21 protein-coding genes are annotated in these 23,659 nt (G+C 67.9%); 8 read left to right on the top strand and 13 right to left on the bottom strand.

Annotated elements, in window-relative coordinates:
* Positions 1-93: 93 nt before the first annotated feature.
* Together FNH13_RS08645 and FNH13_RS08640 are read right to left on the bottom strand one after the other, a co-directional pair.
* Positions 94-936 carry a hypothetical protein gene (locus FNH13_RS08645; RefSeq protein ID WP_143783081.1) on the bottom strand — a complete coding sequence of 281 codons (843 nt, stop codon included), beginning with the start codon at positions 934-936 and terminating at the stop codon, positions 94-96.
* A 60-nt stretch (positions 937-996) separates the two neighbouring features.
* Positions 997-1,260 carry a hypothetical protein gene (locus FNH13_RS08640; RefSeq protein ID WP_143783080.1) on the bottom strand — a complete coding sequence of 88 codons (264 nt, stop codon included), beginning with the start codon at positions 1,258-1,260 and terminating at the stop codon, positions 997-999.
* 244 nt (positions 1,261-1,504) lie between these two features.
* Here FNH13_RS08640 and FNH13_RS08635 point away from each other — a divergent pair, with 244 nt between their 5' ends.
* Positions 1,505-3,271, top strand: coding sequence for a DEDD exonuclease domain-containing protein (locus tag FNH13_RS08635; RefSeq protein WP_143783079.1), 1,767 nt, complete (start codon positions 1,505-1,507; stop codon positions 3,269-3,271).
* A gap of 9 nt (positions 3,272-3,280) precedes the next feature.
* The gene (locus FNH13_RS08630) at positions 3,281-3,562 is read left to right on the top strand and encodes an Lrp/AsnC family transcriptional regulator (protein WP_143783078.1); all 282 of its coding nucleotides are present in this window, start codon (positions 3,281-3,283) and stop codon (positions 3,560-3,562) included.
* A 58-nt stretch (positions 3,563-3,620) separates the two neighbouring features.
* Here FNH13_RS08630 and FNH13_RS08625 read toward each other — a convergent pair whose 3' ends face one another.
* The 3 genes from FNH13_RS08625 to FNH13_RS08615 all read right to left on the bottom strand — a co-directional run bounded on the left by FNH13_RS08625 (position 3,621) and on the right by FNH13_RS08615 (position 9,094).
* On the bottom strand, positions 3,621-7,349 hold the full coding sequence (locus FNH13_RS08625) for a cell wall-binding repeat-containing protein (RefSeq protein WP_143783077.1): 3,729 nt from the start codon (positions 7,347-7,349) through the stop codon (positions 3,621-3,623).
* Positions 7,350-7,643: 294 nt separating this feature from the next.
* Positions 7,644-8,687: an anthranilate phosphoribosyltransferase gene (trpD, locus tag FNH13_RS08620; RefSeq protein ID WP_143783076.1), complete on the bottom strand. Its 1,044-nt coding sequence runs from the start codon at positions 8,685-8,687 to the stop codon at positions 7,644-7,646.
* Positions 8,684-9,094 (bottom strand): response regulator transcription factor, encoded by a 411-nt coding sequence (locus FNH13_RS08615; RefSeq protein ID WP_143783075.1) that lies wholly within the window; start codon positions 9,092-9,094, stop codon positions 8,684-8,686. The genes trpD and FNH13_RS08615 overlap by 4 nt, the downstream gene beginning before the upstream one ends.
* A gap of 189 nt (positions 9,095-9,283) precedes the next feature.
* On the opposite strand from FNH13_RS08615, the gene ctaE reads away from it, so the two are divergent.
* From ctaE to FNH13_RS08590, 5 genes are all read left to right on the top strand, one after another.
* A complete protein-coding gene (gene ctaE / locus FNH13_RS08610; RefSeq protein ID WP_456093888.1) occupies positions 9,284-9,937 on the top strand; it encodes an aa3-type cytochrome oxidase subunit III in 654 nt (217 codons plus the stop codon).
* Positions 9,938-9,986: 49 nt separating this feature from the next.
* Entirely contained in the window at positions 9,987-10,799 is an 813-nt protein-coding gene (qcrC, locus tag FNH13_RS08605; protein ID WP_143783073.1) for a cytochrome bc1 complex diheme cytochrome c subunit, read from the top strand.
* Between the two features lie 2 nt (positions 10,800-10,801).
* Positions 10,802-11,875, top strand: coding sequence for a cytochrome bc1 complex Rieske iron-sulfur subunit (gene qcrA, locus FNH13_RS08600; protein ID WP_143783072.1), 1,074 nt, complete (start codon positions 10,802-10,804; stop codon positions 11,873-11,875).
* Positions 11,875-13,653 carry a cytochrome bc1 complex cytochrome b subunit gene (gene qcrB, locus FNH13_RS08595; RefSeq protein WP_143783071.1) on the top strand — a complete coding sequence of 593 codons (1,779 nt, stop codon included), beginning with the start codon at positions 11,875-11,877 and terminating at the stop codon, positions 13,651-13,653. The genes qcrA and qcrB overlap by 1 nt, the downstream gene beginning before the upstream one ends.
* 210 nt (positions 13,654-13,863) lie before the next feature.
* Positions 13,864-14,202: a metallopeptidase family protein gene (locus FNH13_RS08590; protein ID WP_143785027.1), complete on the top strand. Its 339-nt coding sequence runs from the start codon at positions 13,864-13,866 to the stop codon at positions 14,200-14,202.
* 258 nt (positions 14,203-14,460) lie between these two features.
* Here FNH13_RS08590 and FNH13_RS08585 read toward each other — a convergent pair whose 3' ends face one another.
* The 8 genes from FNH13_RS08585 to trpS all read right to left on the bottom strand — a co-directional run bounded on the left by FNH13_RS08585 (position 14,461) and on the right by trpS (position 22,466).
* Positions 14,461-14,871: a cytochrome c oxidase subunit 4 gene (locus FNH13_RS08585; protein WP_143783070.1), complete on the bottom strand. Its 411-nt coding sequence runs from the start codon at positions 14,869-14,871 to the stop codon at positions 14,461-14,463.
* Entirely contained in the window at positions 14,868-16,646 is a 1,779-nt protein-coding gene (ctaD, locus tag FNH13_RS08580; RefSeq protein ID WP_228266705.1) for an aa3-type cytochrome oxidase subunit I, read from the bottom strand. The genes FNH13_RS08585 and ctaD overlap by 4 nt, the downstream gene beginning before the upstream one ends.
* A 32-nt stretch (positions 16,647-16,678) precedes the next feature.
* Positions 16,679-17,533 (bottom strand): aa3-type cytochrome oxidase subunit II, encoded by an 855-nt coding sequence (gene ctaC / locus FNH13_RS08575; protein ID WP_143783068.1) that lies wholly within the window; start codon positions 17,531-17,533, stop codon positions 16,679-16,681.
* Between the two features lie 207 nt (positions 17,534-17,740).
* Positions 17,741-18,412 carry a leucyl/phenylalanyl-tRNA--protein transferase gene (aat, locus tag FNH13_RS08570; protein ID WP_143783067.1) on the bottom strand — a complete coding sequence of 224 codons (672 nt, stop codon included), beginning with the start codon at positions 18,410-18,412 and terminating at the stop codon, positions 17,741-17,743.
* A gap of 14 nt (positions 18,413-18,426) precedes the next feature.
* On the bottom strand, positions 18,427-19,401 hold the full coding sequence (locus tag FNH13_RS08565; protein ID WP_143783066.1) for a carbohydrate kinase family protein: 975 nt from the start codon (positions 19,399-19,401) through the stop codon (positions 18,427-18,429).
* Between the two features lie 290 nt (positions 19,402-19,691).
* Positions 19,692-20,066, bottom strand: a complete 375-nt coding sequence (locus tag FNH13_RS08560) for a HesB/IscA family protein (protein ID WP_143783065.1) — start codon at positions 20,064-20,066, stop codon at positions 19,692-19,694.
* A 149-nt stretch (positions 20,067-20,215) separates the two neighbouring features.
* Complete coding sequence (locus tag FNH13_RS08555; RefSeq protein WP_143783064.1) at positions 20,216-21,322, bottom strand: glycerate kinase; 1,107 nt, start codon at positions 21,320-21,322, stop codon at positions 20,216-20,218.
* A gap of 1 nt (position 21,323) precedes the next feature.
* Complete coding sequence (gene trpS / locus FNH13_RS08550; protein WP_143783063.1) at positions 21,324-22,466, bottom strand: tryptophan--tRNA ligase; 1,143 nt, start codon at positions 22,464-22,466, stop codon at positions 21,324-21,326.
* Between the two features lie 365 nt (positions 22,467-22,831).
* Here trpS and FNH13_RS08545 point away from each other — a divergent pair, with 365 nt between their 5' ends.
* Entirely contained in the window at positions 22,832-23,533 is a 702-nt protein-coding gene (locus FNH13_RS08545) for a hypothetical protein (RefSeq protein ID WP_143783062.1), read from the top strand.
* The last annotated feature ends 126 nt before the right edge of the window (positions 23,534-23,659 follow it).

Here is a 23,659-nt window from a genome sequence, read left to right as displayed (position 1 = left end):
CCCGCCTGTGTGCGAGGGGATTTCAGCGGGGTTTCAGCGGGGTCGGTGCACCAGCGTGCTGTGGCGGGCTCCTGGTCACAGGCGGGTTCGTGATCAGCCGGCGATCTCGCGCAGCCACACTCCCCACCCTGCCAGGGCGTTCGTCTCGGTGGTGCCCAGCACCTCGGGCATCGCCTCCTTCACGGTCAACCCGCCGGCGACGGTCGCAGAGAGCTCCAGCAACGCCTCCTCCGACCATGTCTCAGCGATGTAGCGACAGGCCAGCCAGGACAGCGCGTAGTCGCGCCACGCCGGGTCCGTCCCACGTGACCGTGTGGTCGGGTCCGGCCAGGTGGTGGGCACCGGCCCCGCGCGCACGTCCTCCAACGCTGACCCGGCGATCTTGGCGGGTGGGAGGTCGGAGTCGCGGTGGGCGGTGTACTCAGCCAGACCCTCGCCCAGCCAGCTCGGCACCGACCCGTCCCCCTGCTGGCTCAGGTGGGTCACCTCGTGGGTGAGCACGGCCTGTCGCCCCTGGGGTGTGAGCAGGTCCCAGGAGTCGGGGTGCACCACGATGTGGGCCTGCCCCATCGAGCCCACCGTGGTGGCTGGCACCTGCGCCCCCGCTGCGGCTCCGGTCAACTCCTCAAACTCCGCAGCGGTGGCGGGCAGTTCCACCCGCACCGACCAGCGCACCGCACCCTGTCCCCACAGGTCCTCGACCCGCTCCAGCGCCGTGACCGTCATCGCCTGGTAGGCCGCGATCCGCTCCGGTCCCGCGCTCCCGCTGACCTCGACCCGCTCGGTCAGGTCTGCGCTCTGCCCCGCGTCTCCGGCACCGCTGCTGACGCTGGCCTCTGCGGGAGCACGCGGTGTCGCCACCGAGCAGCCACCGACCCCCAGGAGGGGGGTCAGGGCCAGCAGGGCAGCACTGGCCCGGGCACCCGTCATACGCACCCGATCAGGGTAGGCGCAGGTGACCGAACGGCCGGGGCTGGCAGGCGACCAGGCCCTCGGTCAGCCGGCCGCGATCGATGGGGCGGTGCTGTGTGCCCGGACCCGGCTGGCCTCGGCCCGACTGACCAGTCCGGCCCGCACGAAGGACTCCAGGGCCTCGGTCTCCTCAAAGTCCAACGACAGGGTCGCCGCCCGCTCCTGCGGCTGGGTCACCGGCTGGCTCACCGGCTGTGGGTCTGCCAACCAGACCCGCCCGAGCACCGGCACGATGCAGTCACCACAGTGCCGCCCACGGACCGGGCAGCTCTCACAATCAATGGTCACGCTCATTGATCTCACCTCCATCTGAGTCGTCTCCACCTGTTGTCAAAAACGCTAGGGGGAGGGTGTGACAGACCCCTGCCACCGACCTGGCAGCGGACCCTGCCGCCCGCACCGGGTCCACGGGGTCGACGCCGCGACACGCCCGGGATCACCGGTGTCGATCCGGTCTCGGCCGGGGCGGGTGAAACGTCCTGCTCCGGGATGTCTGCGGCCCAGTGTCAGTGCCGCGTCCTACGTTCGTCTCATGCAGATGGTGCAGGAGACATTCGACGACCTGGGGGTCCCCCTGTCGGATGTCACATTCGTGGTCGTCGACCTCGAGACGACTGGCGGCTCCCCCGCTGACTGCGGCATCACCGAGATCGGTGCTGTGAAGGTGCGCGGCGGTGAGGTCCTCGGTGAGTTCCAGACGCTGGTCCGGCCGAGCACCCCGATCCCGGCATTCATCACCGTGCTCACCGGCATCTCCAACGCGATGGTGGCGGACTCCCCGCGCATCGACGCGGCGCTGCCGGCCTTCCTGGAGTTCGCGCGCGGCGCGGTCCTGGTGGCCCACAACGCCGGCTTCGACATCTCCTTCCTCAAGGCGGCCGCGCGGCAGACCGGCCACCCGTGGCCGGGGTTCGCGGTCCTGGACACGGTGCGCCTGGCCCGCCAACTGGTCCACCGTGACGAGGCGCCCAACCACAAGCTGTCCAGCCTGGCCACCCTCTTCGGAGCCAGCACCACCCCGGACCACCGTGCGCTGCACGACGCCCGCGCGACCGTTGACGTGCTGCACGGGCTCATGGAGCGGGTGGGCAACCTCGGGGTCCACACCCTGGAGGAGCTGCAGAGCTACACCAGCCGGGTGACCACTGCCCAGCGCCGCAAGCGCTTCCTGGCGGACGCGATGCCCTCGGCCCCCGGGGTCTATGTCTTCAAGGACAGCAGTGGCGAGCCGCTCTATGTCGGCACGGCCGTCGACATCCGCCGGCGCACCCGCACCTACTTCACCGCCTCGGAGTCGCGGCGCCGCATGGCGGAGATGGTGGGCATCGCTGAGTCGATCACCCCGATCGTCTGCGCGACCCAACTGGAGGCGCAAGTGCGTGAGCTGCGGCTGATCGCTGAGCACAAGCCGCGTTACAACCGCCGCTCGCGCCACCCGGAGAAGGCGCTGTGGGTCAAGCTGACCGTCGAGCCGTTCCCCCGACTGTCGATCGTGCGCCAGGTCCGTGGCGACGGGGCGCACTACGCCGGTCCGTTCGGGTCCCGCAAGAGCGCCGAGGCCGCCGTGTTCGCGGTGCACGAGGTGGTGCCCCTGCGCCAGTGCACCCAGTCCCTCTCGGCGCGCTCGCGCAAGAGCCCGTGTGTCCTCTTCGAGATGGGACGGTGCGGCGCACCCTGCATCGGGGAGCAGACCAGCGAGGAGTATGCCGATGTCGCCAGTCAGGCTGCCACTGCCCTGATCGGAGATGGCCGGGATCTGCTCTCATCGCTGCGGGCCAAGCTGGACACCCTGGCCGAGCAGGAACGGTTTGAGGACGCCACGAGCCTGCGCGACCGGATGCTCGCCCTGGTCCGGGCCACCGCCCGGGCTCAACGCCTGGCACCGCTGTCCTCCGCCCCCGAGATCGTCGCGGCCCGCCGCCGGGATGCTGGGGGCTGGGAGGTGGTGTGCGTGCGCTATGGCCGACTCGCCGGGACCACCGTGACCCCGCGCGGCGCCGACCCGATGCCCTTCATCGAGGCCGTGCGGGCCACCGCCGAGGTGGTGCCGGAGCCGACGGCCCCGGCTCCGGCTGCCCACCCGGAGGAGGCCGAGCTGGTGCTGAAGTGGCTGGAGGCCCCGGGCACCAGGCTGGTCACGATGGACGGAGAGTGGACCTGCCCGGTCGGTGGCGCCGGCGCGGCGCGGGCCCAGTTGGAGCCGATGGCGCGGCGCTGGAGCGACTTCTCCGAGCCCTGGGGCGACGTTGCGCCCTCTCCTCTGGAGCGCCCGCCGGGGGCGCTGCGTGCCGCCCACTAGAGTGGTGCCGTGATTTCCGCCATCGTGTTGATCAAGGCCGACGTAGCCCGCATCCCCGAGGCCGCTCAGGCCATCGCCGAGATCGAGGGGATCTCCGAGGTCTACTCGGTGACCGGCAATGTCGATCTGATCGCGGTGGCCCGTGTCTCCAAGCACGAGGACTTCGCCGACGTCATCGCCGACCGTCTCAACAAGATCGAGGGCGTGCAGGAGACCGAGACGCACATCGCCTTCCGCACCTACTCCAGCCAGGACCTCGCGGCCGCGTTCTCCATCGGCCTGGACGAGTAGTCCCCCGCACGCATTCGCCCCCGCCAAGGTTCGGGCGGGGGCGAATGCGTGGACCGGATCAGTTCAGGTAGGCCTCCAACTCCTCCAGCACCGCATCAGACACGGCTCCGGTGCCGCCAACGACCACGATCCGGTCTGGCTGCAGCCGGTCCGCCGCCGCCGCGGAGACGGCCGGCAGGTTGTCCGCCTGCGCCAGCAGGACTGGTGCGCCCTGCTGTCCGGCCAGTGCCGCCACCGTGAGGGCATCAGGGTAGTTCTCACCCGTGGCGACGTAGAGCACGTCGACACCGGTGTCGAAGCTGTCGGACACCGCGGCAGCCGTGGCATACCGGTCTCCACCGGAGACCCGCACGACCGTGGGGGCATAGTCCTCCAAGGCCTCGAGCACGTCATGGGAGACGGCTCCGGTGCCGCCGACGATGACGATCCGCTCCGGTGCCTGGGCTTCCAACTGGGCCACCGTGGCGTTCGGCAGCCTGTCCGGACGGGTCAACAGCACCGAGCCCTGCTCAGGAGCAGCAAGGGTCGCCGCTGTCAGGGCATCGGGGTAGTCCAGGCCGCTGACCACATAGGCCGTGGCACCTTCATCAACCGTCGCCGCCGCGATGGCCGCGGCCGTGGCATAGCGGTCGATGCCCGAGTGGACCTCGGCCTGGGTGCCGGCCAGAGCGGACAGCGCTGCCACGATGCTCGGGTGGATCACCAGGGACCCGCCTGCCACGCTGAGCGCCTGGGGGCCGCCCTCCGTGACACGCCGCTGGATCTCGGCACGGGTCACTGCTGGCACGGCGTCGGCCTTGGCCAACAGCAACGGTCCAGGAGCTGCTCCGGCGGCCCCGGAGGCTGCCAGGGCGTCCGGGAAGTTCTGCCCGCTGGCGACCAGCACCTCCGCACTACTCGCCGGCGCCTCTTGGGCGATCAAGGCGGCGGTCTCGTAGCGGTCTGCCCCAGCGATGCGCTCGACCTCGCCGCGATATCCCTCGAACTGGTCGGCGGTGAAGTCGGGTGTCTGGTAGGCCTCGCCCGCGACCAGGTTGTGTCCCGCGCCGAAGACCAGGACATCCGTGATGCGGTAGGGGCCGTCCTCACCGCTCTCACCGATGGCCCAGCCATCGAAGACAAAGGTCAGGTCGTTGTTGCCCACGGAGAAGTTCGCGGCACCAGACTCGAAGTCCAGCTCGGTCCCCTCGGGTGAGCGCAGTTGACCAGACCACTCGTAGTAGCCCGCGGCGTCAGCATGCACCTGCACCGTGACGGCCAGCTGGTCGAACAGGCCGTTGCCGTCCAAGTCCACACCCTCGGCGGTCCCGACTCCGGTCAGCCGTAGCCCAGAGTGCTCAAACTCCCCGAAACCGTAGGCACTGGTGGTGTGCACATCCGTCAGGTGGGTCACCGGCATCAGGGCCAGGTCAGACTCCTCGGTGATGCGCAGCTCCGAGAGGGTGTAGGGCCCGTCAACACCGGCGTCATAGATCGTGGCACCGTCGAAGGTGAAGGCCACCGGCGAGCTGCCCGCTGGCAGGTCAACGACCGTGCTGCTGGTCTGGCTGTTCCCGTCGCTGTCGGTCAGTTCACCGAAGACCCGGTAGGTGCCGGCCGCCTCGACGTCCACCTGCAGGGACACCTGGAGCTGGTCATACAGCTCGTTGGCGTTGGTGTCGACACCCTGGTCGGCGAAGTCGCTCACCGTGGCCTCGCCGCTACTCGCGGTCACCAGCGCGAAGGCCTCCCGGCTGAAGGGTGTGCCCTCGTCTGTGTCGCCGGAGGCGTCGATGCCGACGCGGTACATGCCGACGGCCGCCGTGGTGAGCGTGCCTGAGTAGACCCCGTCGCCCGCCGTCTCATCAGCGCCCGTTCCGTCGTCGACGAGGGAGACCTCGACCGAGCTGTCGTCCGGACGCAGCACGTGAGCCGACACCTCGGCGCCAGTCAGCGGGGTGACGCCGTCCACCAGAGTGGCGTGCACCGGCACCGCGGCGCCCGAGGCCACGCTGGGCTCGGGCAGGTCGACGGTGAGGGAGACACTGCTGTCGACAGGCCAGGCGTGGATGGCGTATGCCGTGTCAGCACCACCACCACCGACCTCCACGGTCCAGGCCCCCACCTCGGGGCTGGGGAGGAGGTAGACCGCAAGGCGGGTGCCCTCCACCTCGCGGTCTTCGAACTCCACCCCGGGAGTGCTCGGGGTAACCCGGTCACCCGACGGCGAGAGGAGCTCCACGGTCAGCGGGGTTCCTGCCGTGTAGAGCACCGACACGAAGGTCGGTGAGGAGGCGTCAATCGGCACTTCATGATCGCCGGACCCCCCCGAGGCCAGTCCACCCACCGTCGCCGTGTGCTGCGGCAGTTGGGCCACTGGGCCCTCCGCAGCCGGCGCGGATGAGGCTGACGGTGTCGACGCAACCACCCCGGCGTCGTCGAGTCCCGGCTGCTCCACGGTGGGGCGCATCACCTGCAGGATCGCGGTGGACTTGTGCAGGCCGCTGTGGGTGGCGTCCTTGGTGGTTCCTGAAGAGTTGTGGGTGTAGGGGAGCATGCTGGCAAATCGGTGGGCGGACCAGAGTGGGACAATGGTGTCGCCCTGCCCGGTCACCTGGAGCAGGAACCGGTCGACCAAGCAGGCCAGGACGCATCCGGCGGGGTCGTAGTCACCGGCCATCACTGAGAAGTCCACCTCGGGGCTCAGCGCGTGGGTGTTGTTGTAGAGCCACATGTAGGGCGTGGTCAGTTGGACGCCGGCTGGGGCAGCGAGCCCTCCGATCAGGCTCCCGCCCAAGCCACCGACCTTCAGCAGAATCACCTGGGCCAGGTCAGCCAGTGGACTGCCAGCGTTCGGTGTCCCGAGTTGAACGATGCGGTCAACGCCCTCGTTGTTCTCGACGTAGTGGCGCGAGTCGAGACCCCCCTTGCTATGCACGACCATGTTGACGCTGTCGACGCCATAACGCTCGCGCGTCTCCTCGACCGCACCACCGATCTCGGCGGCGTTGTTGGCGATCGAGTCGAGCCAACCCATGTCCAGAGTGTCATGGGTGTAGATGCCAACCTCCTGCAGTCTGGGTGACCACAGGTCCCTCCAAATCTTCGACTCGGAGATGATGCCGTGCGCAAAGACGGTCGGGCGCGGCATGCTGAACGACAGTTCGGCCCAATCGATGGACGTGCACCACGCCTCAATGGTGTTCGCGGTGTCGATCTCGATGGTGATCGTGTTGATCGCCGGTTCAGGGGTTCCTCCCTTGCCGGGATCCTCGGCGAACTTGACCCACTCGATCGGCACGAGGAACTGGTTCATCTTCCAGACATCGTTCTCGCCGGTCAGCCACTCCTCCTGCACGACCTGTCCGTTGAACAGCACACGGTCACGCTCGGGGTTGTATGGCGGGACGACAGCGTCGAAGTCCACGTCATAGGCGGGCATGCGCAGACTTGCGAACTGCGACAACAGGCCAGCCTCTAACAGTCGGTCGCGCTCGGATGGCTTACCGTCCTCCGCGACGACACCGAGGACCCGGTCCACCTCGATGTCAAAGACGAGCGGGCCACCGTTGCGGAAGGTGCAGCCGGTGTCCAGACCGGGACTCTCATCGACGACGAACAGACTGTCGGTCGCCTCGCGGGGGGTAAACGGGGAGCTGCCGTAGTGGTTGGGTGCGTGCCGCTGCGGCTCGGCCAACAGCGAGGCGCTGTGGGAGTCCGAGCTGCTGTCGGTCGCCGCAGCAGCATTGCTCTCGGGGCCGGACGGTTCGGACGGAGTGGCGTGGGCTGCGGTGAGCCCAGTCGTCATCAAAAGCGCCGCCAGGGTGGCAGCGCCGAGTCGATAGCGGTGGGTTGGATGGTGCGTTCGTGACACGGTGGAACCCCTCAGTGGTGGTCGACCCCTGCGGCTACCCGAGGAAACCGAGTGAGCGGCACGGGCTTGGCGTTAAGCCGGAGGTCAAGAGCAACCTATGGGCTTACCAAGGAACCTAGCCACAGACGCGCGCCTCGTCATACCTCTGGAGGATGAACTCTGACTGACTCAAGGGTGTTGCCTCACTCCCTGTCGTGTTGGGGGACAGGAAATTCCACCGCAGCACGCTCAGGCGGTCGCAGCTGCCCAACGCTCGATGAGGCTGGTGGCCTTGCCAGAGTCAATGGACTCGGCAGCCCGAGCGACCCCGTCGCTGACCGCTGCCACGAACTCTTCCTGCGACGTCGGCTGGTGGGCCGTCAGCGTCAGGGCGGTGCCGGCGTTGAGCAGGACCGCGACGCGCGGCGCTCCCTGCTCACCCGCAAACAGGCGTCGTGCGACGTCAGCATTGTGCTGGGCGTCGGCGCCACGCAGCTCGGAGACCGGGTGGACGGTCAGGCCGACCAGCTCCGGGGACAGGTCGAACTCCTGCACGCGTCCCTCGTGCACCCACCAGACGTGGGAGTTGCCGGAGGTGGTCAGCTCATCGAGCCCGTCGTCCCCGCGAAAGACGACGGCGTCCTTGCCACGTCCGGCGAACACGCCGGCCACCAGCGGCGCCATGCGGGCATCGGCAACCCCGACGGCGGCATACTGCGGCTGGGCGGGGTTGGTGAGCGGACCGAGGAAGTTGAACGCCGTGGCGATCCCCAGATCCCGGCGCACCTCCGCCGAGTGGCGGAAGGAGGGGTGGAAGGTCAGGGCAAAGCAGAAGGTGATGCCGACCTCGCGAAAGATCGAGACGACCTGCTCGGGTGTCGCGTCGAGACGGACACCGAGAGCCTCGAGCACGTCGGCCGAGCCGGAGGATGAGGACGCCGCCCGGTTGCCGTGCTTGACCACCGGCACCCCGGCCCCGGCCGCCACGACCGAGGACATCGTGGAGATATTGACGGTGTGGGCGCGGTCGCCACCGGTGCCGACGATGTCGAGGCTGGGCCCATCGACCGCAAAGCGCAGTGCGTGCGCCAACATCGTGTCGGCCAGACCCTGCATCTCGGCCGCGGTCTCGCCCTTGGTCCGCAGTGCAGTCAGGAAGGCGGCCAGCCGCGCCGGAGAGGCCTCCCCCCGCATGACGCGGTCCATCGCCCACGCCGCTTCCTCGGTCGTCAGGTCACCACCCGTGCACAGGGTGGTCAACAGGTCGGACCAGGTGGTGGGCTCCTGACTCACAGGCGTGCGAGATCAGCGACGCCGCGCGCCAGCGTGGCCGGGTCCAGCGGGTGCGGGACGACGGCGTCGGCCTGTGACCACGCGGCGAGCCAGCCGTCACCGGGTCGACCGATGAGGACCATGATCGGCGGGCAGTCATAGACCTCGTTCTTGATCTGCCGGCAGACACCGAGGCCGCCATAGGGCTGGGACTCCCCGTCGAGGATGATCACGTCGACCGTCTCCTCCTTGAGGGTCAGCATCACCCCGTCGGCGGTCGCGCACTCGTGCCACGCACCGATGGCCACATCCTCGGCCGGGCGTGAGCCCACACCCATGCGCACGGCATCGCGGGTGGCGCGGTCGCTGCTGAAGAGCAGCACCGAGACGCTGGTGACGGAGGACTTGGCTTCGGTCGCGGCGGTCATACCCGAATCGTACCCACGCTCGCCCACGTCCGGTCGCACGGTGCCGTCGAGGGCGCCGTGCGGGTGTCGCCCGACCCCAGGGCTCCCGGCCTCAGCCACAAGCCGTGCTCACCGACGGTCGGGGGCACGCCGGATCGGAGGGGCACTGTCCCTTCGGTTGCTACGTAGGCAATAATAGCGCGCGTGGCGATGACAACAGCAGCAACTTCAGGCGCACCAGGCCGGGCGTTCGAGGCAACGCAGGCTCCGGCGACGCGTCCGAGCATGACCCAGGTCGGCACGATCGTGTGGCTCTCCAGTGAGGTCATGTTCTTCGCGGGCCTCTTCGCGATGTACTTCACGATCCGCGCGGTCTCCACCGAGCTGTGGGACGAGAAGACGGCCATGCTCAACGTGCCGTTCGCACTGGCCAACACCTCGATCCTGGTGATCTCTTCCGTCTGGTGTCAGATCGGGGTGTTCAAGGCTGAGGAGGGCAAGGTCTCCCGGTCGGGACGCCTGTTCGACATCCGCGGCTGGGGCATGCGCGAGTGGTTCGTCCTGACCTATCTGTTCGGCATGACCTTCGTCGCCGGCCAGATCTGGGAGTACGCGACCCTGATCAGCGAGGGCGTGATGCTCAACTCCGATCCTTACGGCTCGGTCTTCTACATCACCACCGGCTTCCACGGCATCCACGTCGCCGGAGGGTTGATCGCCTTCCTGCTGATCATCGGCCGCAGTTTCACCGCCAAGCGTTATACCCACGCCCAGAAGGTCGGCGCGCACGTCGTCTCCTATTACTGGCACTTCGTCGACGTGGTGTGGGTTGCCCTGTTCTTCATCATCTACATCCTCCAATGACCGCCAGACTGCCCCGTCCCCTGATCCACCCCCGACCGAGGAGTGCCGCGTGAGCAAGCTCGCCGCATACCGACGCAGCCCGATCGCCCTGATCGTCCTGCTCTTCCTGGGCCTGACCTTCACCGGCACCGCCTACGCGGCCCTGCAGCCCACCGCCCCCGTTAATGCCTCTGCAGCATCGAACAGCACGGGAGCGGTTGGCGATGCCGAGGAGGGTGAAAAGCTCTTCCTGGCCAACTGCGCCAGCTGCCACGGCAAGAACGCCGAGGGCAACGGCACGGAAGGCCCCTCGCTGGTGGGCGTCGGCTCCGCCGCCGTCGACTTCCAGGTCGGCACCGGGCGTATGCCGCTGGCCTCCCCGGGCGTGCAGGCTCCGGCGAACCCCAACCAGGTCAACTTCTCGGACAAGCAGATCGAGCAGATGGGGGCCTTCATCGACTCCCTGGGCCCGGGTCCCGGCCTGCCGGACGCGGAGTTCCTCGACCTGGTCAACGCCGACATCGCCAACGGCGGCAAGATCTTCCGCACCAACTGCGCCATGTGCCACAACTCCTCAGCCCAGGGTGGTGCGCTGACCCGCGGCAAGTACGCTCCGAGCCTGATGAACGTGGACAACCGCCACATGTACTCGGCGATGCTGACCGGTCCGCAGTCCATGCCGGTCTTCAACGACGCAACGATCACTCCGCAGGAGAAGGAAGACGTCATCGCCTTCATCAACAACATCGAGGAAGGCGGCAACGCGCACGGAGGTCACGACCTCGGGTCGCTTGGACCCGCCGGTGACGCCCTGTTCATCTGGACCCTCGGCATCGGCCTGTTCATCGCCGCTGCCGTCTGGCTGGGACGAAAGGCGGCCTAGTGATGAGTGACGACCAGATCGCTGTGCGCGACACGCACGGCAAGCCCGCGACCTACGTCGAGGCGGGCCCCGCCGACCGGTTCGAGAACCCCGGTCTGCCCCCACACCGGCCGCGTCGTGCCGACCTTGACGAGGGCGCCGCCAAGCGCGCCGAGCACCAGGTCAACGCGCTGTTCACCCTGTCCATCCTGGGCGCACTGGTTTTCCTGGTGGCCTACTTCGTGGTTGACCCCAACCTGCGCGGTGAGCTGATCCTCATCGGGCCGATCAACCTCTACCACCTGATCCTCGGGCTGAGCCTGGCTGCCTCGATGCTGGGCATCGGTCTGGGCGCCGTCCACTGGGCCAAGACGCTCATGTCGGACACCGAGGTGGTTGAGGAGCGTCACCTGCAGGCCTCCGACAAGGCCGCGCGGGACGAGGCCGCCACGATCCTCTCCGACGGTTACCGAGGTGCGCAGTTGCACCGCCGTCCGATGCTGCTGCTCACCGCCGGCGGTGCGCTGGGTCTGTTCGCGCTGCCGCTCGCCCTGCAGGTGGTTGGCGGGCTCGGTCCGCTCCCGGGTGACACGCTGGAGCACACGGCCTGGAAGAAGGGGCTGAGGCTGATGATCGACCCGTCAGGCACGCCCATCACCCCGGAGATGGTGTCGCAGGGATCTGTGATCCACGTGCTCCCGGAGGGCTTCGTCGGGGAGGCAACCCACGGGGAGGACGCCCCCTCGGCCCTGGAGGTCATGGAGGTCAAGGCGCACTCCTCAGTGCTGCTGGTCCGCCTCAACCCCGACCTGATCAAGAGCCAGAAGCAGCGCGACTGGGGCGTCGACGGCATCGTGGCCTACTCCAAGATCTGCACCCACGTCGGCTGCCCGGTGGCCTTGTATGAGCGGCAGACGCACCACCTGCTCTGCCCCTGCCACCAGTCGACCTTCGACATGACAGACGACTGCAGGGTGATCTTCGGTCCGGCCAAGCGGCCGCTGCCGCAGCTCCCCATCACGGTCGAGAATGGTTATCTCGTGGCAGCTGACGGCTTCGCCGAGCCAGTCGGCCCGAGCTTCTGGGAGCGTGGCTGATGACGACAATTCCGCAGGGCGCAGACGCGGTGCGCGAGCAGTCCGGGGTCGAGACCGAGACCGCCACAGACGCTGCCGACCCCAAGCTGCCCCCTCCCCTGGTCTGGGCCGACGAGCGCCTTGGCGTCGCCAAGGGCTTCGGTCTGTTCAAGAAGGTCTTCCCCGACCACTGGTCGTTCCTGCTCGGCGAGATCGCGATGTACTCGATGATCATCTGCCTCATCACGGGAACGTTCCTAACGTTCTGGTTCGTGCCCAGCATGGGACACGTGATCTATGACGGGTCCTTCGTGCCGCTCAAGGGCGTCGGGATGAGTGAGGCCTATGCCTCCACCCTGGACATCTCCTTCGACATCAAGGGTGGTCTGCTGATCCGTCAGCTGCACCACTGGGCGGCCCTGATCTTCATCGTGGGTATCGCACTCCACGTCGCCCGCGTCTTCTTCACCGGCGCGTTCCGCAAGCCGCGTGAGCTCAACTGGGTGATCGGCACGGTCCTGTCCCTGCTGGCCATCGTCGAGGGCTTCGCCGGCTACTCCCTGCCGGACGACCTGCTCTCCGGCACCGGCATCCGGGCCATGAACGGGTTCGTCTCCTCCGCACCGGTCATCGGCACCTACATGACCTTCTTCATCTTCGGCGGACAGTTCCCCGGCGAGCTGATCATCCCGCGCCTCTACATCGCCCACGTGCTGCTGTTGCCAGCCCTCCTGGTCGGCCTGTTCGCCGTCCACATCTTCCTGGTGTTCTGGCACAAGCACACGCAGTACCCCGGCCCGGGACGCACCAACAACAACGTGGTCGGCTTCCCGCTGCTCCCGGTCTACACCGCCAAGGCCGGTGGTTTCTTCTTCATCGTCTTCGGCATCACTGCGCTGATCTCGGCCACGGTCACGATCAACGCCGTGTGGGCCTACGGCCCCTACGATCCGGGTCAGGTCACGGCCGGATCGCAGCCAGACTTCTACATGTGGTTCTCCGACGGAGCGCTACGACTGTTGCCTGGCTGGATGGAGTTCAACCTGTTCGGCTACACCTTCGCCCCGCAGATCTTCCTCGGGTCCCTGGTGCTGCTGCCGCTGGTGTTCGTCATCATGGGCGTCTACCCGTTCGTCGAGCGATGGATCACCGGCGACCAGCGTGAGCACCACGTGCTGGACCGGCCCCGCAACGCCCCGGTCCGTACCGCGGTCGGAGCGGCCGCGATCTCGATGTACCTGGTGCTGGCGATCGCCACCATCAACGACATCATCGCGATCAAGCTCCACCTGTCGATCAACGACATCACGGTCGCGCTGCGGGTCCTGTTCTTCCTCGCACCGGTCGTCACCTTCATGCTGGTCAAGCGACTGTGCCTGTCGCTGCAGCGGGCCGACCGTGACCTGGTGCTGCACGGCACCGAGACCGGCCGGATCATGCGCACCCCGGAGGGACGTTTCTACGAGGTGCACGAGGAGCTCAGCGAGCACGACCGCTGGCACCTGGTCCAGCACGATGCCCAGCGACCGCTGTCCCTCACCGCAGGACCGGATACGGACGAGTACGGCGTGGACAAGCCCTACGGCATGCTCGAGTCGGTGCGCCGCAAGCTGTCGGAGTTCTACTTCAAGGACCGCGTCGAGCCGGTCACTCCCTCGGAGCTGGCCGCCGCCCACCACCACGGTGAGCACGACGCCGTGTCTCAGGAGTCCCTGCCCGGCGGGCAGGCCGAGTCCATCGAGGAGTCGGTGGACCGCGCGGACGTGACTGCTGGCCGACGCTCGGACCAGCAGCGCTGAATCGCTGACGGAGCCGATCCCGGCTCCACACCGCACGGCTGATGGCCGTGGTGCCCACGGGCACCACGGCCATCACTCTTTGGGAGTCGGGCGACGTCGCTGCGGCATACTGGCCAGGTGCCCGATGACGACCCGCTGAGCGCCTCCCCCGACCCCGCCGACCCGCACCGTCACACCCACGAGGGCGACCTCCCAACCGAGCCGGTGGAGATGAGCCGGGAGGAGTTCGAGGAGGCCGTCGGGGACGCCCTGGACGAGGTCCCTGCCCAGCTGATGGACCTGCTGGACAATGTGGTCTTCTTCGTCGAAGACGAGCCTCCTGCCGACGACCCTGAGCTGCTGGGTGTGTATGACGGGATCCCGCTCACCGAGCGCGGCGACTGGGGCGGGGAGATGCCTGACCGCATCACCATCTTCCGCGGACCCACCCTGCGCATGTGCCGTGACCGCGACGAGGTGATCGAGGAGATCGCCGTCACCGTGGTCCACGAGATCGCCCACCACTTTGGCATCGACGACGAGAAACTCCACGCCCTCGGCTGGGGTTGACCTCAGCGCCGGGCTGGGTTCACCTCAGCGTCACGCCGTCCCACACGGTCGCAGCGCGCGAGAGGTCTCCCACAGTGCCTGTGAGCGATCCTGACGGGCGATCAGGGGGTAGGGAGGGCCGAGGGACCAGTACGGCGTCCACAGAGGCGTCCACGGCCAGCACGGCGCGCGCAGCGCCGACCGTAGTGGCCCAGCCAAGATGACAACGGCCGCCGCACCAGTGTTGGTGCGACGGCCGATGGGGAGAGGTCAGGGATCTCAGACGGCGTGCTCTCCGCGGAAGTACTCGAAGACCCAGCCGACGGTGGCGATGGCCAGGAACGGCGCGGCAATGAGCACCATCCACCATCCGATGGCCACGCCCAGGAAGACGGCTGCGGCCGACAGCCCCAGCCACAGCGGCCACCACGAGTGCGGGCTGAAGTGGCCGTAGGGGCCGGCCTGCTGGGCGATCTCGCCCTCGGGGTCGTCGTCCGGACGCGCGTCCAGGCTGCGGCCCGTCTTGTGGAGGTACCACGCGACCAGCGCGCACATGATCGAGGTCAGGGTCAGCCCCACGATGCCGACCCACTCGTCCCGGCCGGTGGAGATGGTCCAGTAGCTGTAGATCGACGCCGCGATGGCGAAGAAGGCGACTAGGTAGAGGAAAAGCTTGTACTCAACCTTCATCGGGTGCCTCCATCAGTCGGACCGTGCTCATCCTCGTCACCGAACCCCTTGGTGCCACCGGTGACCGTGCCGTCGCGTCCCTCCGGGTCCGTGTCCGGACCGCCCAGGAGTGTCTCCAGGACGCCCTTGTCGGGCTCGGCAGACTCGAGCGTGGCCACGTTGGAGTGGTGCAGGTCGAAGGCCGGGCGCTCCGAGCGGATGCGCGGGATGGAGTTGAAGTTGTGCCGCGGCGGCGGGCAGGAGGTGGCCCACTCGAGCGAGGCGCCCCAACCCCAGGGGTCGTCGACGGTGACCTTCTCGGTCTTGAAACTCTTCCACACGGCATACAGGAAGGGCAGCATGGAGGCGCCCAGCAGGAAGGCAGACACCGTCGACACCTGGTTCATCCAGGTGAAGCCGTCCTCCGGCATGTAGTCGGGATAGCGGCGCGGCATACCCATCGCACCCAGCCAGTGCTGGATCAGGAAGGTGCCGTGGAAGCCGAAGAACAACATCCAGAAGTGCAGCTTGCCCAGTCGCTCGTCGAGCATGTGCCCGGTGAACTTCGGCCACCAGAAGTAGAAGCCGGCGAACATCGCGAACACCACGGTGCCGAAGACGACGTAGTGGAAGTGCGCGACGACGAAGTAGGAGTCAGTGACGTGGAAGTCGAGCACCGGGCTGGCCAGGATGACACCGGTCAGACCACCGAACAGGAAGGTGACCAGGAAGCCCAAGGACCACAGCATCGGCGTCTCGAAGGTGAGATGGCCTCCCCACATGGTGCCGACCCAGTTGAAGAACTTCACTCCGGTCGGCACGGCGATCAGCATCGTCATGATCGCGAAGAACTCCAGAAGCACCGCGCCAGTGGCGTACATGTGGTGGGCCCACACGCTGACCGACAGGGCCGCGATGGCGACCGTCGCGAAGATCAGCGTCTTGTAGCCGAAGATCGGCTTGCGGCTGAAGACCGGCAGGATCTCGGAGATGATGCCGAAGAACGGCAGCGCGATGATATAGACCTCGGGGTGGCCGAAGAACCAGAACAGGTGCTGCCACAGCATGGCCCCGCCATGAGCCGGGTCATAGATATGCGCACCGGTGATCCGGTCTGCGGCCATGCCGAACATGGCGGCTGCCAGGACCGGGAAGACCATCAGGATCAGGATCGAGGTCACCAGGACGGTCCAGGTGAAGATCGGCATCCGGAACATCGTCATGCCGGGCGCCCGCAGGCACACGATCGTGGTGATGAAGTTGACCGCACCCAAGATCGTGCCGAAGCCGGCCAGAGCCAGACCCATCACCCAGAGGTCACCGCCGAGCCCAGGACTGTGCGCAGGACCGGCTAGTGGCTGGTAGGCGAACCAACCGAAGGCTGCGGCGCCGCTGGGCGTGATGAACCCGGCAGCAGCGATCAGACCGCCGAACAGGAACAGCCAGAAGGCGAACATGTTCAGCCGCGGGAAGGCGACGTCAGGCGCACCGATCTGCAGCGGCATGAGCGCGTTGGCGAAGCCGGCAAACAGCGGTGTCGCAAACAGCAGCAGCATGATGGTGCCGTGCATGGTGAACATCTGGTTGAACTGCTCGGGGTTGTCCACGACCTGCAGACCGGGGGTCCACAGCTCGGCGCGGATGATCAGCGCCAGCAGTCCGCCGAACATGAACCAGGCGACGGTGGTGATGAAGTAGAGGTTGCCGATGACCTTGTGGTCAGTGGTGGTGATCCAGCTGACGAAAAGTTTGCCAAGACTCCTCTTGGGCGCGCCGGGCTCACGCGCCGGCACCATCTCGTCTGAGGGCCGTGTCGTCGTGATGGCCATCAGTTCTCCTCCTCGGACGTGGCGTTGTAGTCCTCAAGCAGGGCCGGCGGCAGCTTCTCGGGCTCACCCTCGTGCAGACCGTAGAGGTTGTACTCGTTGCCGAGCAGGCCATCGCCGCCGGTCGCCTTGAGGTTCTCGATGAACGCGTCGTACTCCTCCTGGGAGACGACCTGCACCTGGAACAGCATCTGCGAGTGGTAGGCGCCGCACAACTCCGCACACTTGCCCTGGAAGGTGCCCTCGGTCGTGGTCACGGCCTGGAAGGTGTTGACCTGTCCGGGCAGCATGTCCAGCTTGGTCAGGAACTGCGGCACCCAGAAGGAGTGGATGACATCGCGCGAGGTCAGCACGAACTCGATGCGGCTGTCGACCGGCAGGACGAGGGTGGGCAGCGTCTCCATGACACCGGGCTCACCGGTGTGCAGTTCGAACGCCTGCTCGCCGGCGATGTGGGCCTCAGCCTCGACGTAGTTGAAGTCCCAGGACCACTTCTTGCCGATCGCGTTGACCGTGACGTCGGCGGGCTGGGAGGTGTCGACCATCTCGTGCTGCAGCTCGACGGTCTTGCCGAACAGGACCAGCACCATCATCACCGGCACGACGGTGTAGACGATCTCGATCGGGACGTTGTAGCGGATCTGCGGCGGCAGACCCTTCTCGTCCTTCTTGCGGCGATAGGCCACGATGCACCACAGTGTCAGTCCCCAGACGAGGACACCGATCGCCAGTGCCGCGATCCAGGTCCAGTTCCAGAAGGCGACGACCTTGGGGCCGATCTCCGTGACCGGCTCGGGGAGGTAACCACGCCGGAACTCGGCACCACACCCACTGAGCAACAGGACGAGCGCAGCCATGGCCCCGAGGCCACCGACTCTTGTCCTGCGGCGACGGGCGGGGGCAGGGGCAGTCTGCCGTTGCAATGCGCACCTCACTATCGAACCGTGTTTACCGTGCAGAGCCTACCCCCTTGGACGCCCGAGGGGAGGGCAGGGTGGGACACGAAGTTGTGTCTCACCTCCAGGTGGCCCCTGCGCGGCGTGGGGCTGGTGGGATTCGCGTGGTCACGGGCGCCCGAAGGCCGGCGGGAGCGGCTGCCGGCGGGCGTCAGCGAGCAGCTGCGCGTATGCCGTGCGGCTCACCTCGGTGACCCCCAGCGTGGCCAGGTGCTCGGTCCACCACTGGACGTCGATCAGCCCGTCGGTCGCGGAGACCAGGGAAACCAGGTGCACCAGGGCCGCCTTGGAGGCATCAGTGGCCCGGTGGAACATCGACTCGCCCGCAAACAGACCACCGATGGCGACGCCATACAGACCACCGACGAGCTCGCCGTCCTGCCAGGTCTCCACGGAGTGGGCCCACCCCAGGTGGTGCAGCTCGGCATAGGCCCGGGCGATAGAGGGGGTGATCCACCGCCCGGCGCGTCCGGGCGCGGCACACCCGTCCACGACCTCCTCGAAGGCGGTGTCCACCCGGAACTCGAAGCGGGTCATGGATCGGCGCAGCGAGCGGCTGACTCTCAGGTCATTGGGAAAGAGGACCCCGCGCGGGTCCGGGGACCACCACCCGAGCACCCCGCCGCCGCGGGGACCCAGCCCCATCGGGAACAGCCCGGAGCGGTAGGCGCTGAGCAGCGTGCCGGGCGCCAGGTCGGCCCCGACTCCCACGAGGTCCTCCCCCGGCTGGGCCTGCCCGAGGTCCAGGTTCCACGGAGACAGTGGCGGCTCGATCGGCATACGGTCGATCCTGCTCAGGCCATGCGCGCGGCGACCTCGGCCCCGGCCTGGTCACCGTAGGCCTGGGTGAACCGGTCGAGGAAGTGGGCGGTGTCGAAGGTGTACTCCTGGGTGCCGACGGTCTCCAGGACATAGCCGGCCAGGGTCGAGCCGAGCTCGGCACAGCGCCGCAGCGGTAGTTCCCAGGCCAGGCCTGCCAGGAATCCGGCGCGGAAGGCGTCGCCCACCCCGGTGGGGTCGACCCGGTGCACGTCGGTGGCGATCGGCACCTCGATGGGCTCTTGTCCAAGGCGCAGGACGCTCGCCCCGTCCTTCCCACGAGTGATCACCCGGGTGCCGACCCGCTCGAGGATCTCCTGCGCCGACCAGCCGGTCTTCTGCTCGGTCATCGCCGCCTCGTACTCATTGGTGAACAGGTAGGTCGCGCCGTCGATGAGCTGGCGGATCGAGGCCCCGTCCATGACCGCCAGCTGCTGGCTGGGATCGGCCGCGAACGCGATGCCGCGGGTGCGGCACTCGTCGGAGTGGCGCAGCATCGCCTCGGGGTCGTCCGGGCTGACCATCACCAGGTCGATGCCGCCGACGCTGGTCACGATCGGGCCGAGCTCGATCTGGCGGGCCTCGCTCATGGCGCCGGCATAGAACGAGGCGATCTGGGCCATGTCCTCATCGGTGGTGCACACGAACCGGGCGGTGTGACGCATCTCGGAGACGTGGATGTGCTCGCAGTTGACGCCGTGCCGCTCCAGCCAGGACCGATAGGAGGCGAAGTCCTCCCCGACGGCGCCGACCAGCACTGGGTGGTGTCCGAGGCGGGCCATCCCAAAACTGATATTGGCGCCGATGCCGCCGCGGCGGACCTGCAGGTCCTCCACGAGGAAGGAGACCGAGATCTTGGCGAGCTGGTCGGCCACCAGGGAGTCGGCAAATCGTCCCTGGTAAGTCATCAGGTGGTCGGTGGCGATGGACCCGCAGACAGCAATCTTCACGGCCGCAACCTATCGCGGAACCCGACCCCCGACCGAGCGCGCCGTCTTGCGCGCCCGGCTCGGCTCGACGTGCGCGTGCCGCGCACACGTCCCCCGCGCGTTGCGCACCGTGCCACGAGCGCTGCGGCGTGTCGGGTGTCAGGGCGCCGGTTCTGCACATGCAGTTCGAAGAGCCAGACCTGCAGGCCGACGACCCAGAACTACCGGCCCGGCTTCACGCCCCCCACGCGGCGAACGGCCGGTCCCCGCGTGGGGAACCGGCCGTTCGTTGCGCTCGTGCGTGAGTCGGCTCAGCCGAAGGAGTCGCCGCAGGCGCAGGAGCTGCCGGCGTTGGGGTTGTCGATGGTGAAGCCCTGCTTCTCGATGGTGTCGGCGAAGTCGATGCTGGCGCCGTCGAGGTAGGGAGCGCTCATCCGGTCCACCACGACGGAGACACCGTCGAAGTCGGAGGTGAGGTCACCGTCAAGGGTGCGCTCGTCGAAGTAGAGCTGGTAGATCAGGCCGGAACAGCCGCCCGGCTGCACGCCGATGCGCAGGCGCAGGTCGTCACGACCCTCCTGCGCCAGCAGGGACTTGACCTTCTCGGCTGCGACGGCCGTCAGGACGACGCCGTGCTCCGCCGTGGTTGCGGTGGTGGTCTCGGTCTCAGTGTCCTGAACGCTCATGGTGTCCGTCCTGTCTGTCGAAAAAGCCTGCTCGTCGGGCGCAACGCCACCTCCGGCGGTGTTGTTCCCTGCATCCCAGGGTACGACTCATCGCGGAAAGGACAACCACCGGCCGCGGCCAGCCGTCACCGCCATCGTCACCGCCATCGTCACCTTCGTGGTGACCAGGTGCGTGCCACGCGCTCGGCCAGGCCCGCGAGGTCCTCGCCCTGACGCGGGTCATAGGCGCCCGAGATGCCCAGCGACATCCCCTCGCGCCGGCCGACCTCGACCCGTTCGGCCAGCACGATGCTGGGCGCGCCGACCTCGAGCGCCGCCCGGGCGACCTCGGCGATGACGCCGTCGTGCACGCTCTGCCAGTCGTATGCCACCCCGCCGGTCACCACGAGCGCACCGGGGAGCACGTCGGCCAGGCCGATCTCCTCGATCACGAACCGGGCTCCGACGACCGGCTGGGCGCCGAGCAGGATCGCGGCATAGCCCACTCCCCCGCCGACCCCGGCTCCGTCGGTGCGCTCGGGGCGGATCCGCTGGCCGGTCAGCAGGTCCTTGCGCTGCGGCAGGATCCGGTTGACCCGCTCGGTGAGCAGCCCCAGCGTCTCCTCCAGCCGTTGGGTCACCTCCGGGGGCACTCCGTGCTCGGTGCCGAGGGCAGCGCTGGCGCCGTGGAAGCCGGTCAGGGGCAGCTCCGTGGCGGCTGCGAGGACCAGGGTCGTGCCGGCCAGGCGCTGCCGGGCGGCTGGCAGATCGGCCAGGTCCTCGCCGGCGCCGAGGGCCTGCAGCAGGCCGACGCCCCCGTCGTGACTGGCCAGGTCGCCGCAGCCGAGGACGATCCGGGAGGCGCCGGTGTCCAGGGCGGCGTTGATGAGCTCACCGACGCCCCTGCTGGTGAGTGCGCTGAGAGCGGTCACGGCCGCTGCAGCCCCGCCCTCCGGCGGCGCCGCGACCGCTTCGAGCACGTCGGGAGCCAGGTGCCGTCCGGCGGCCTGACCGGCCTCGACATAGGTGGTGTCGTTGTGCAGCAGGAACTGTGCCGGCACTTCCTGGCCCGAGGGGCCAGAAACGACCACGGGGGTCGGCTGGGCGTCGAGGGCGTGCGCCAGCACCTCCACGAAGCCGGACCCGCCGTCCGACACCGGCGCGAGGATCACCTGGTCGTCAGGAGCATGCCGTGCCCAGCCCGCCGCAAGCCTCTCGGAGGCGGCGAGGGGGCCGGGCCACTCGGCATACTGCCCGGCGGCGAGGACGACCCGCACGTCAGTAGGTCATCTGCATCGCGGTGCGGACCTCGTCCAGGGTGGCCTCGGCGACCTCGTTGGCGCGGGCGTTGCCGCGGGCGAGGACCTGCTCGAGATAGCCGGGGTCGGCCGCGAGCTCCGCCCGCCGCTCCCGGATCGGGGCGAAGTGCTCGTTGACGGCCTCGGTGACCACCTTCTTGAGGGTGCCACCGCCGCCGTCCCCGATCTCGGCTGCAACCTCATGCGGGTCTCGGTCGCTGGCCATCGCGGCGAGCATGACCAGGTTGGAGACCTCCGGGCGCCCCACCGGGTCATAGGTGATGGTCCGGTCGGCGTCGGTGACGGCCTTCTTGAGGATTTTGGCGGTGGTGTCGGCGTCCATGCCGAGCTCGATGGTGTTGCCCTTGGACTTCGACATCTTGGTGCCATCGGTGCCGAGCAGGTTGGTGACCTCGGAGAGCAGTGCCTCGGGTGCGGGGAAGACCGGCTGCGCGGCGTCGGCGCGGCCATAGCGCTCGTCGAAGCGGCGGGCGATGACGCGGGCCTGCTCCAGGTGCGGCACCTGGTCCTTGCCGACCGGGACGATGTTGGCCTTGCAGAACAGGATGTCCGCGGCCTGGTGCACCGGATAGGTCAGCAGCAGCCCCGACATCGGACGCCCGCCGGTGGCCTCGAACTCGGCCTTGACCGTGGGGTTGCGGCGCAGCTCGGAGTCGGTGACCAGCGACAGGAAGGGCAGCATCAGCTGGTTGAGCGCCGGGACGGACGAGTGCGTGAAGATCGTGGTGTTGTCGGGATCCAGCCCGGCGGCCAGGTAGTCGGCGAGCACGGAGTAGACGCGCTCGCGGATCGGTCCGACACCGTCCCGGTCGGTGATCACCTGGTAGTCGGCGATCAGGATCCAGGTCTCGACTCCACGCTGCTGCAGGCGAACTCGGCTGCGCAGCGTGCCGAAGTAGTGGCCCAGGTGCAGGTTGCCCGTGGGGCGGTCACCGGTGAGGACCCGGAACCGGCTCGGGTCCTTGTCGATCTCAGTCTGGATCTGGGTGGAGCGCGCGATGGTGCGGGCCAGGGAGGCGTCGGAGGTGGACGCGGCGAGGGCGTCACCGACGCCGGCATCCTCCGTGTTCTCGTATGCCGTGGGGTCGGTCTGCGTGGTCATGGTCGCCTTTCCGCCGCCCGGGAGCTGCCCGGACACAGGTCAAGGCCGCCCATTCGGACGGCCTTGGTGTGCAGGTCTGGGTGCGTGCTCAGGGCCGTCGTGTGGACGGCCACCAGGCAGCGCGCGTTGTCATGGCGTCATCCTAGCGCTGTCGTTCGCTGGCTCTGACGCGGAGGCCGACAGCTGGATGTGGCACACATCACACTGTCAATTCATGAACTTTCCTTGACCAAACCTTTGCCCGTCCGTAAGGCTGTGGTGAATCTCAAACTCTCGGAGGGGAATTCTTGATGCCCGACGCTCAGACCGACGCGGCTCCACGCAGCGCCAGCCGCCGCACCATCGTCAAGGGTGCCGCCTGGGCTGTGCCCGCCGTCACCCTAGCCGCCGCGGCACCCGCAATGGCCGCATCCCCTGAGCCTGGCCTCAACGGGTGGGTCGTGATCTCACGCGGGACAACCGGGTGGCCCTTCTCCACCTGCCGGGTCCGCTACGACGGGTACCACGACGGCGCCGGCTACTACAACGGGACAAGGCTCGGGCTGTGGGTGTGGGACGCGACCAGCTCGCAGATCACGACTGCTCCGAGTCTGACAATTCACCTTCCTTATCAGGTCTCCTGGCAGACAGACACGGGCAACAACGGCTGGTCCACGCCGACCTCTGTCGGCACCGACTCGGAGGGCTTCTACCTGTATCGATCCACCTACAGTGGCTCGTACAGCAATGGCACCGGCTCAGACGGGCTTCCTGAGGTCGTGCTGAACGGACGGCCACACTTCGTAGGAACAAGCAACGGCTCCTGCCCGAACAACCGGCGACAAAAGATCACGCGTTCGGTAGGGATCAACGGCGAGACCATCGCCTTCACCCGTGAGGTGAGCTTCCCCAGCAACGTTGTGTACTACGAGAAGGTTGAGCCGGACGCCGAGGCGAACGCCGAGAGCGCTGCCACGGACACGGACACGGCCGCACAGACTGCATCGCCCGAAGATGCGTCCCCGGAAGTCGCGACCACCCAGCCGGCCGCGGTGGAGAAGGAAGAAGTGCAGTTCACCGTCGGCTGACGCCTCACGCGGTGCCTCTTCCTTTCGTTTGCCTAACCTTGACCAAATGGGGGTGTCAACTTGACGCTTCCACTATCCCGGGTATCCTTGCGCTGAAGCTCCTGCCTGTCCACATTTAGAGGGGAA

Source organism: Ornithinimicrobium ciconiae (assembly GCF_007197575.1).
GTDB classification, from domain to species: Bacteria; Actinomycetota; Actinomycetes; order Actinomycetales; family Dermatophilaceae; genus Ornithinicoccus; species Ornithinicoccus ciconiae.
Note: the sequence above shows the minus strand (reverse complement) of the source record. Positions and strands in the feature narration are given on the sequence as shown.

What these genes read in the sequence shown, in the direction of transcription:
- FNH13_RS08635 (WP_143783079.1), top strand. Translation starts at nt 1,505, where the DNA reads ATGCAGATGGTGCAGGAGACATTCGACGACCTGGGGGTCCCCCTGTCG.
- FNH13_RS08625 (WP_143783077.1), bottom strand. Translation starts at nt 7,349, where the DNA reads ATGACGACTGGGCTCACCGCAGCCCACGCCACTCCGTCCGAACCGTCC.
- FNH13_RS08615 (WP_143783075.1), bottom strand. Translation starts at nt 9,094, where the DNA reads ATGACCGCCGCGACCGAAGCCAAGTCCTCCGTCACCAGCGTCTCGGTG.
- ctaE (WP_456093888.1), top strand. Translation starts at nt 9,284, where the DNA reads ATGACAACAGCAGCAACTTCAGGCGCACCAGGCCGGGCGTTCGAGGCA.
- qcrA (WP_143783072.1), top strand. Translation starts at nt 10,802, where the DNA reads ATGAGTGACGACCAGATCGCTGTGCGCGACACGCACGGCAAGCCCGCG.
- qcrB (WP_143783071.1), top strand. Translation starts at nt 11,875, where the DNA reads ATGACGACAATTCCGCAGGGCGCAGACGCGGTGCGCGAGCAGTCCGGG.
- FNH13_RS08590 (WP_143785027.1), top strand. Translation starts at nt 13,864, where the DNA reads ATGAGCCGGGAGGAGTTCGAGGAGGCCGTCGGGGACGCCCTGGACGAG.
- FNH13_RS08585 (WP_143783070.1), bottom strand. Translation starts at nt 14,871, where the DNA reads ATGAAGGTTGAGTACAAGCTTTTCCTCTACCTAGTCGCCTTCTTCGCC.
- ctaD (WP_228266705.1), bottom strand. Translation starts at nt 16,646, where the DNA reads ATGGTGCCGGCGCGTGAGCCCGGCGCGCCCAAGAGGAGTCTTGGCAAA.
- ctaC (WP_143783068.1), bottom strand. Translation starts at nt 17,533, where the DNA reads ATGGCTGCGCTCGTCCTGTTGCTCAGTGGGTGTGGTGCCGAGTTCCGG.
- aat (WP_143783067.1), bottom strand. Translation starts at nt 18,412, where the DNA reads ATGCCGATCGAGCCGCCACTGTCTCCGTGGAACCTGGACCTCGGGCAG.
- FNH13_RS08560 (WP_143783065.1), bottom strand. Translation starts at nt 20,066, where the DNA reads ATGAGCGTTCAGGACACTGAGACCGAGACCACCACCGCAACCACGGCG.
- trpS (WP_143783063.1), bottom strand. Translation starts at nt 22,466, where the DNA reads ATGACCACGCAGACCGACCCCACGGCATACGAGAACACGGAGGATGCC.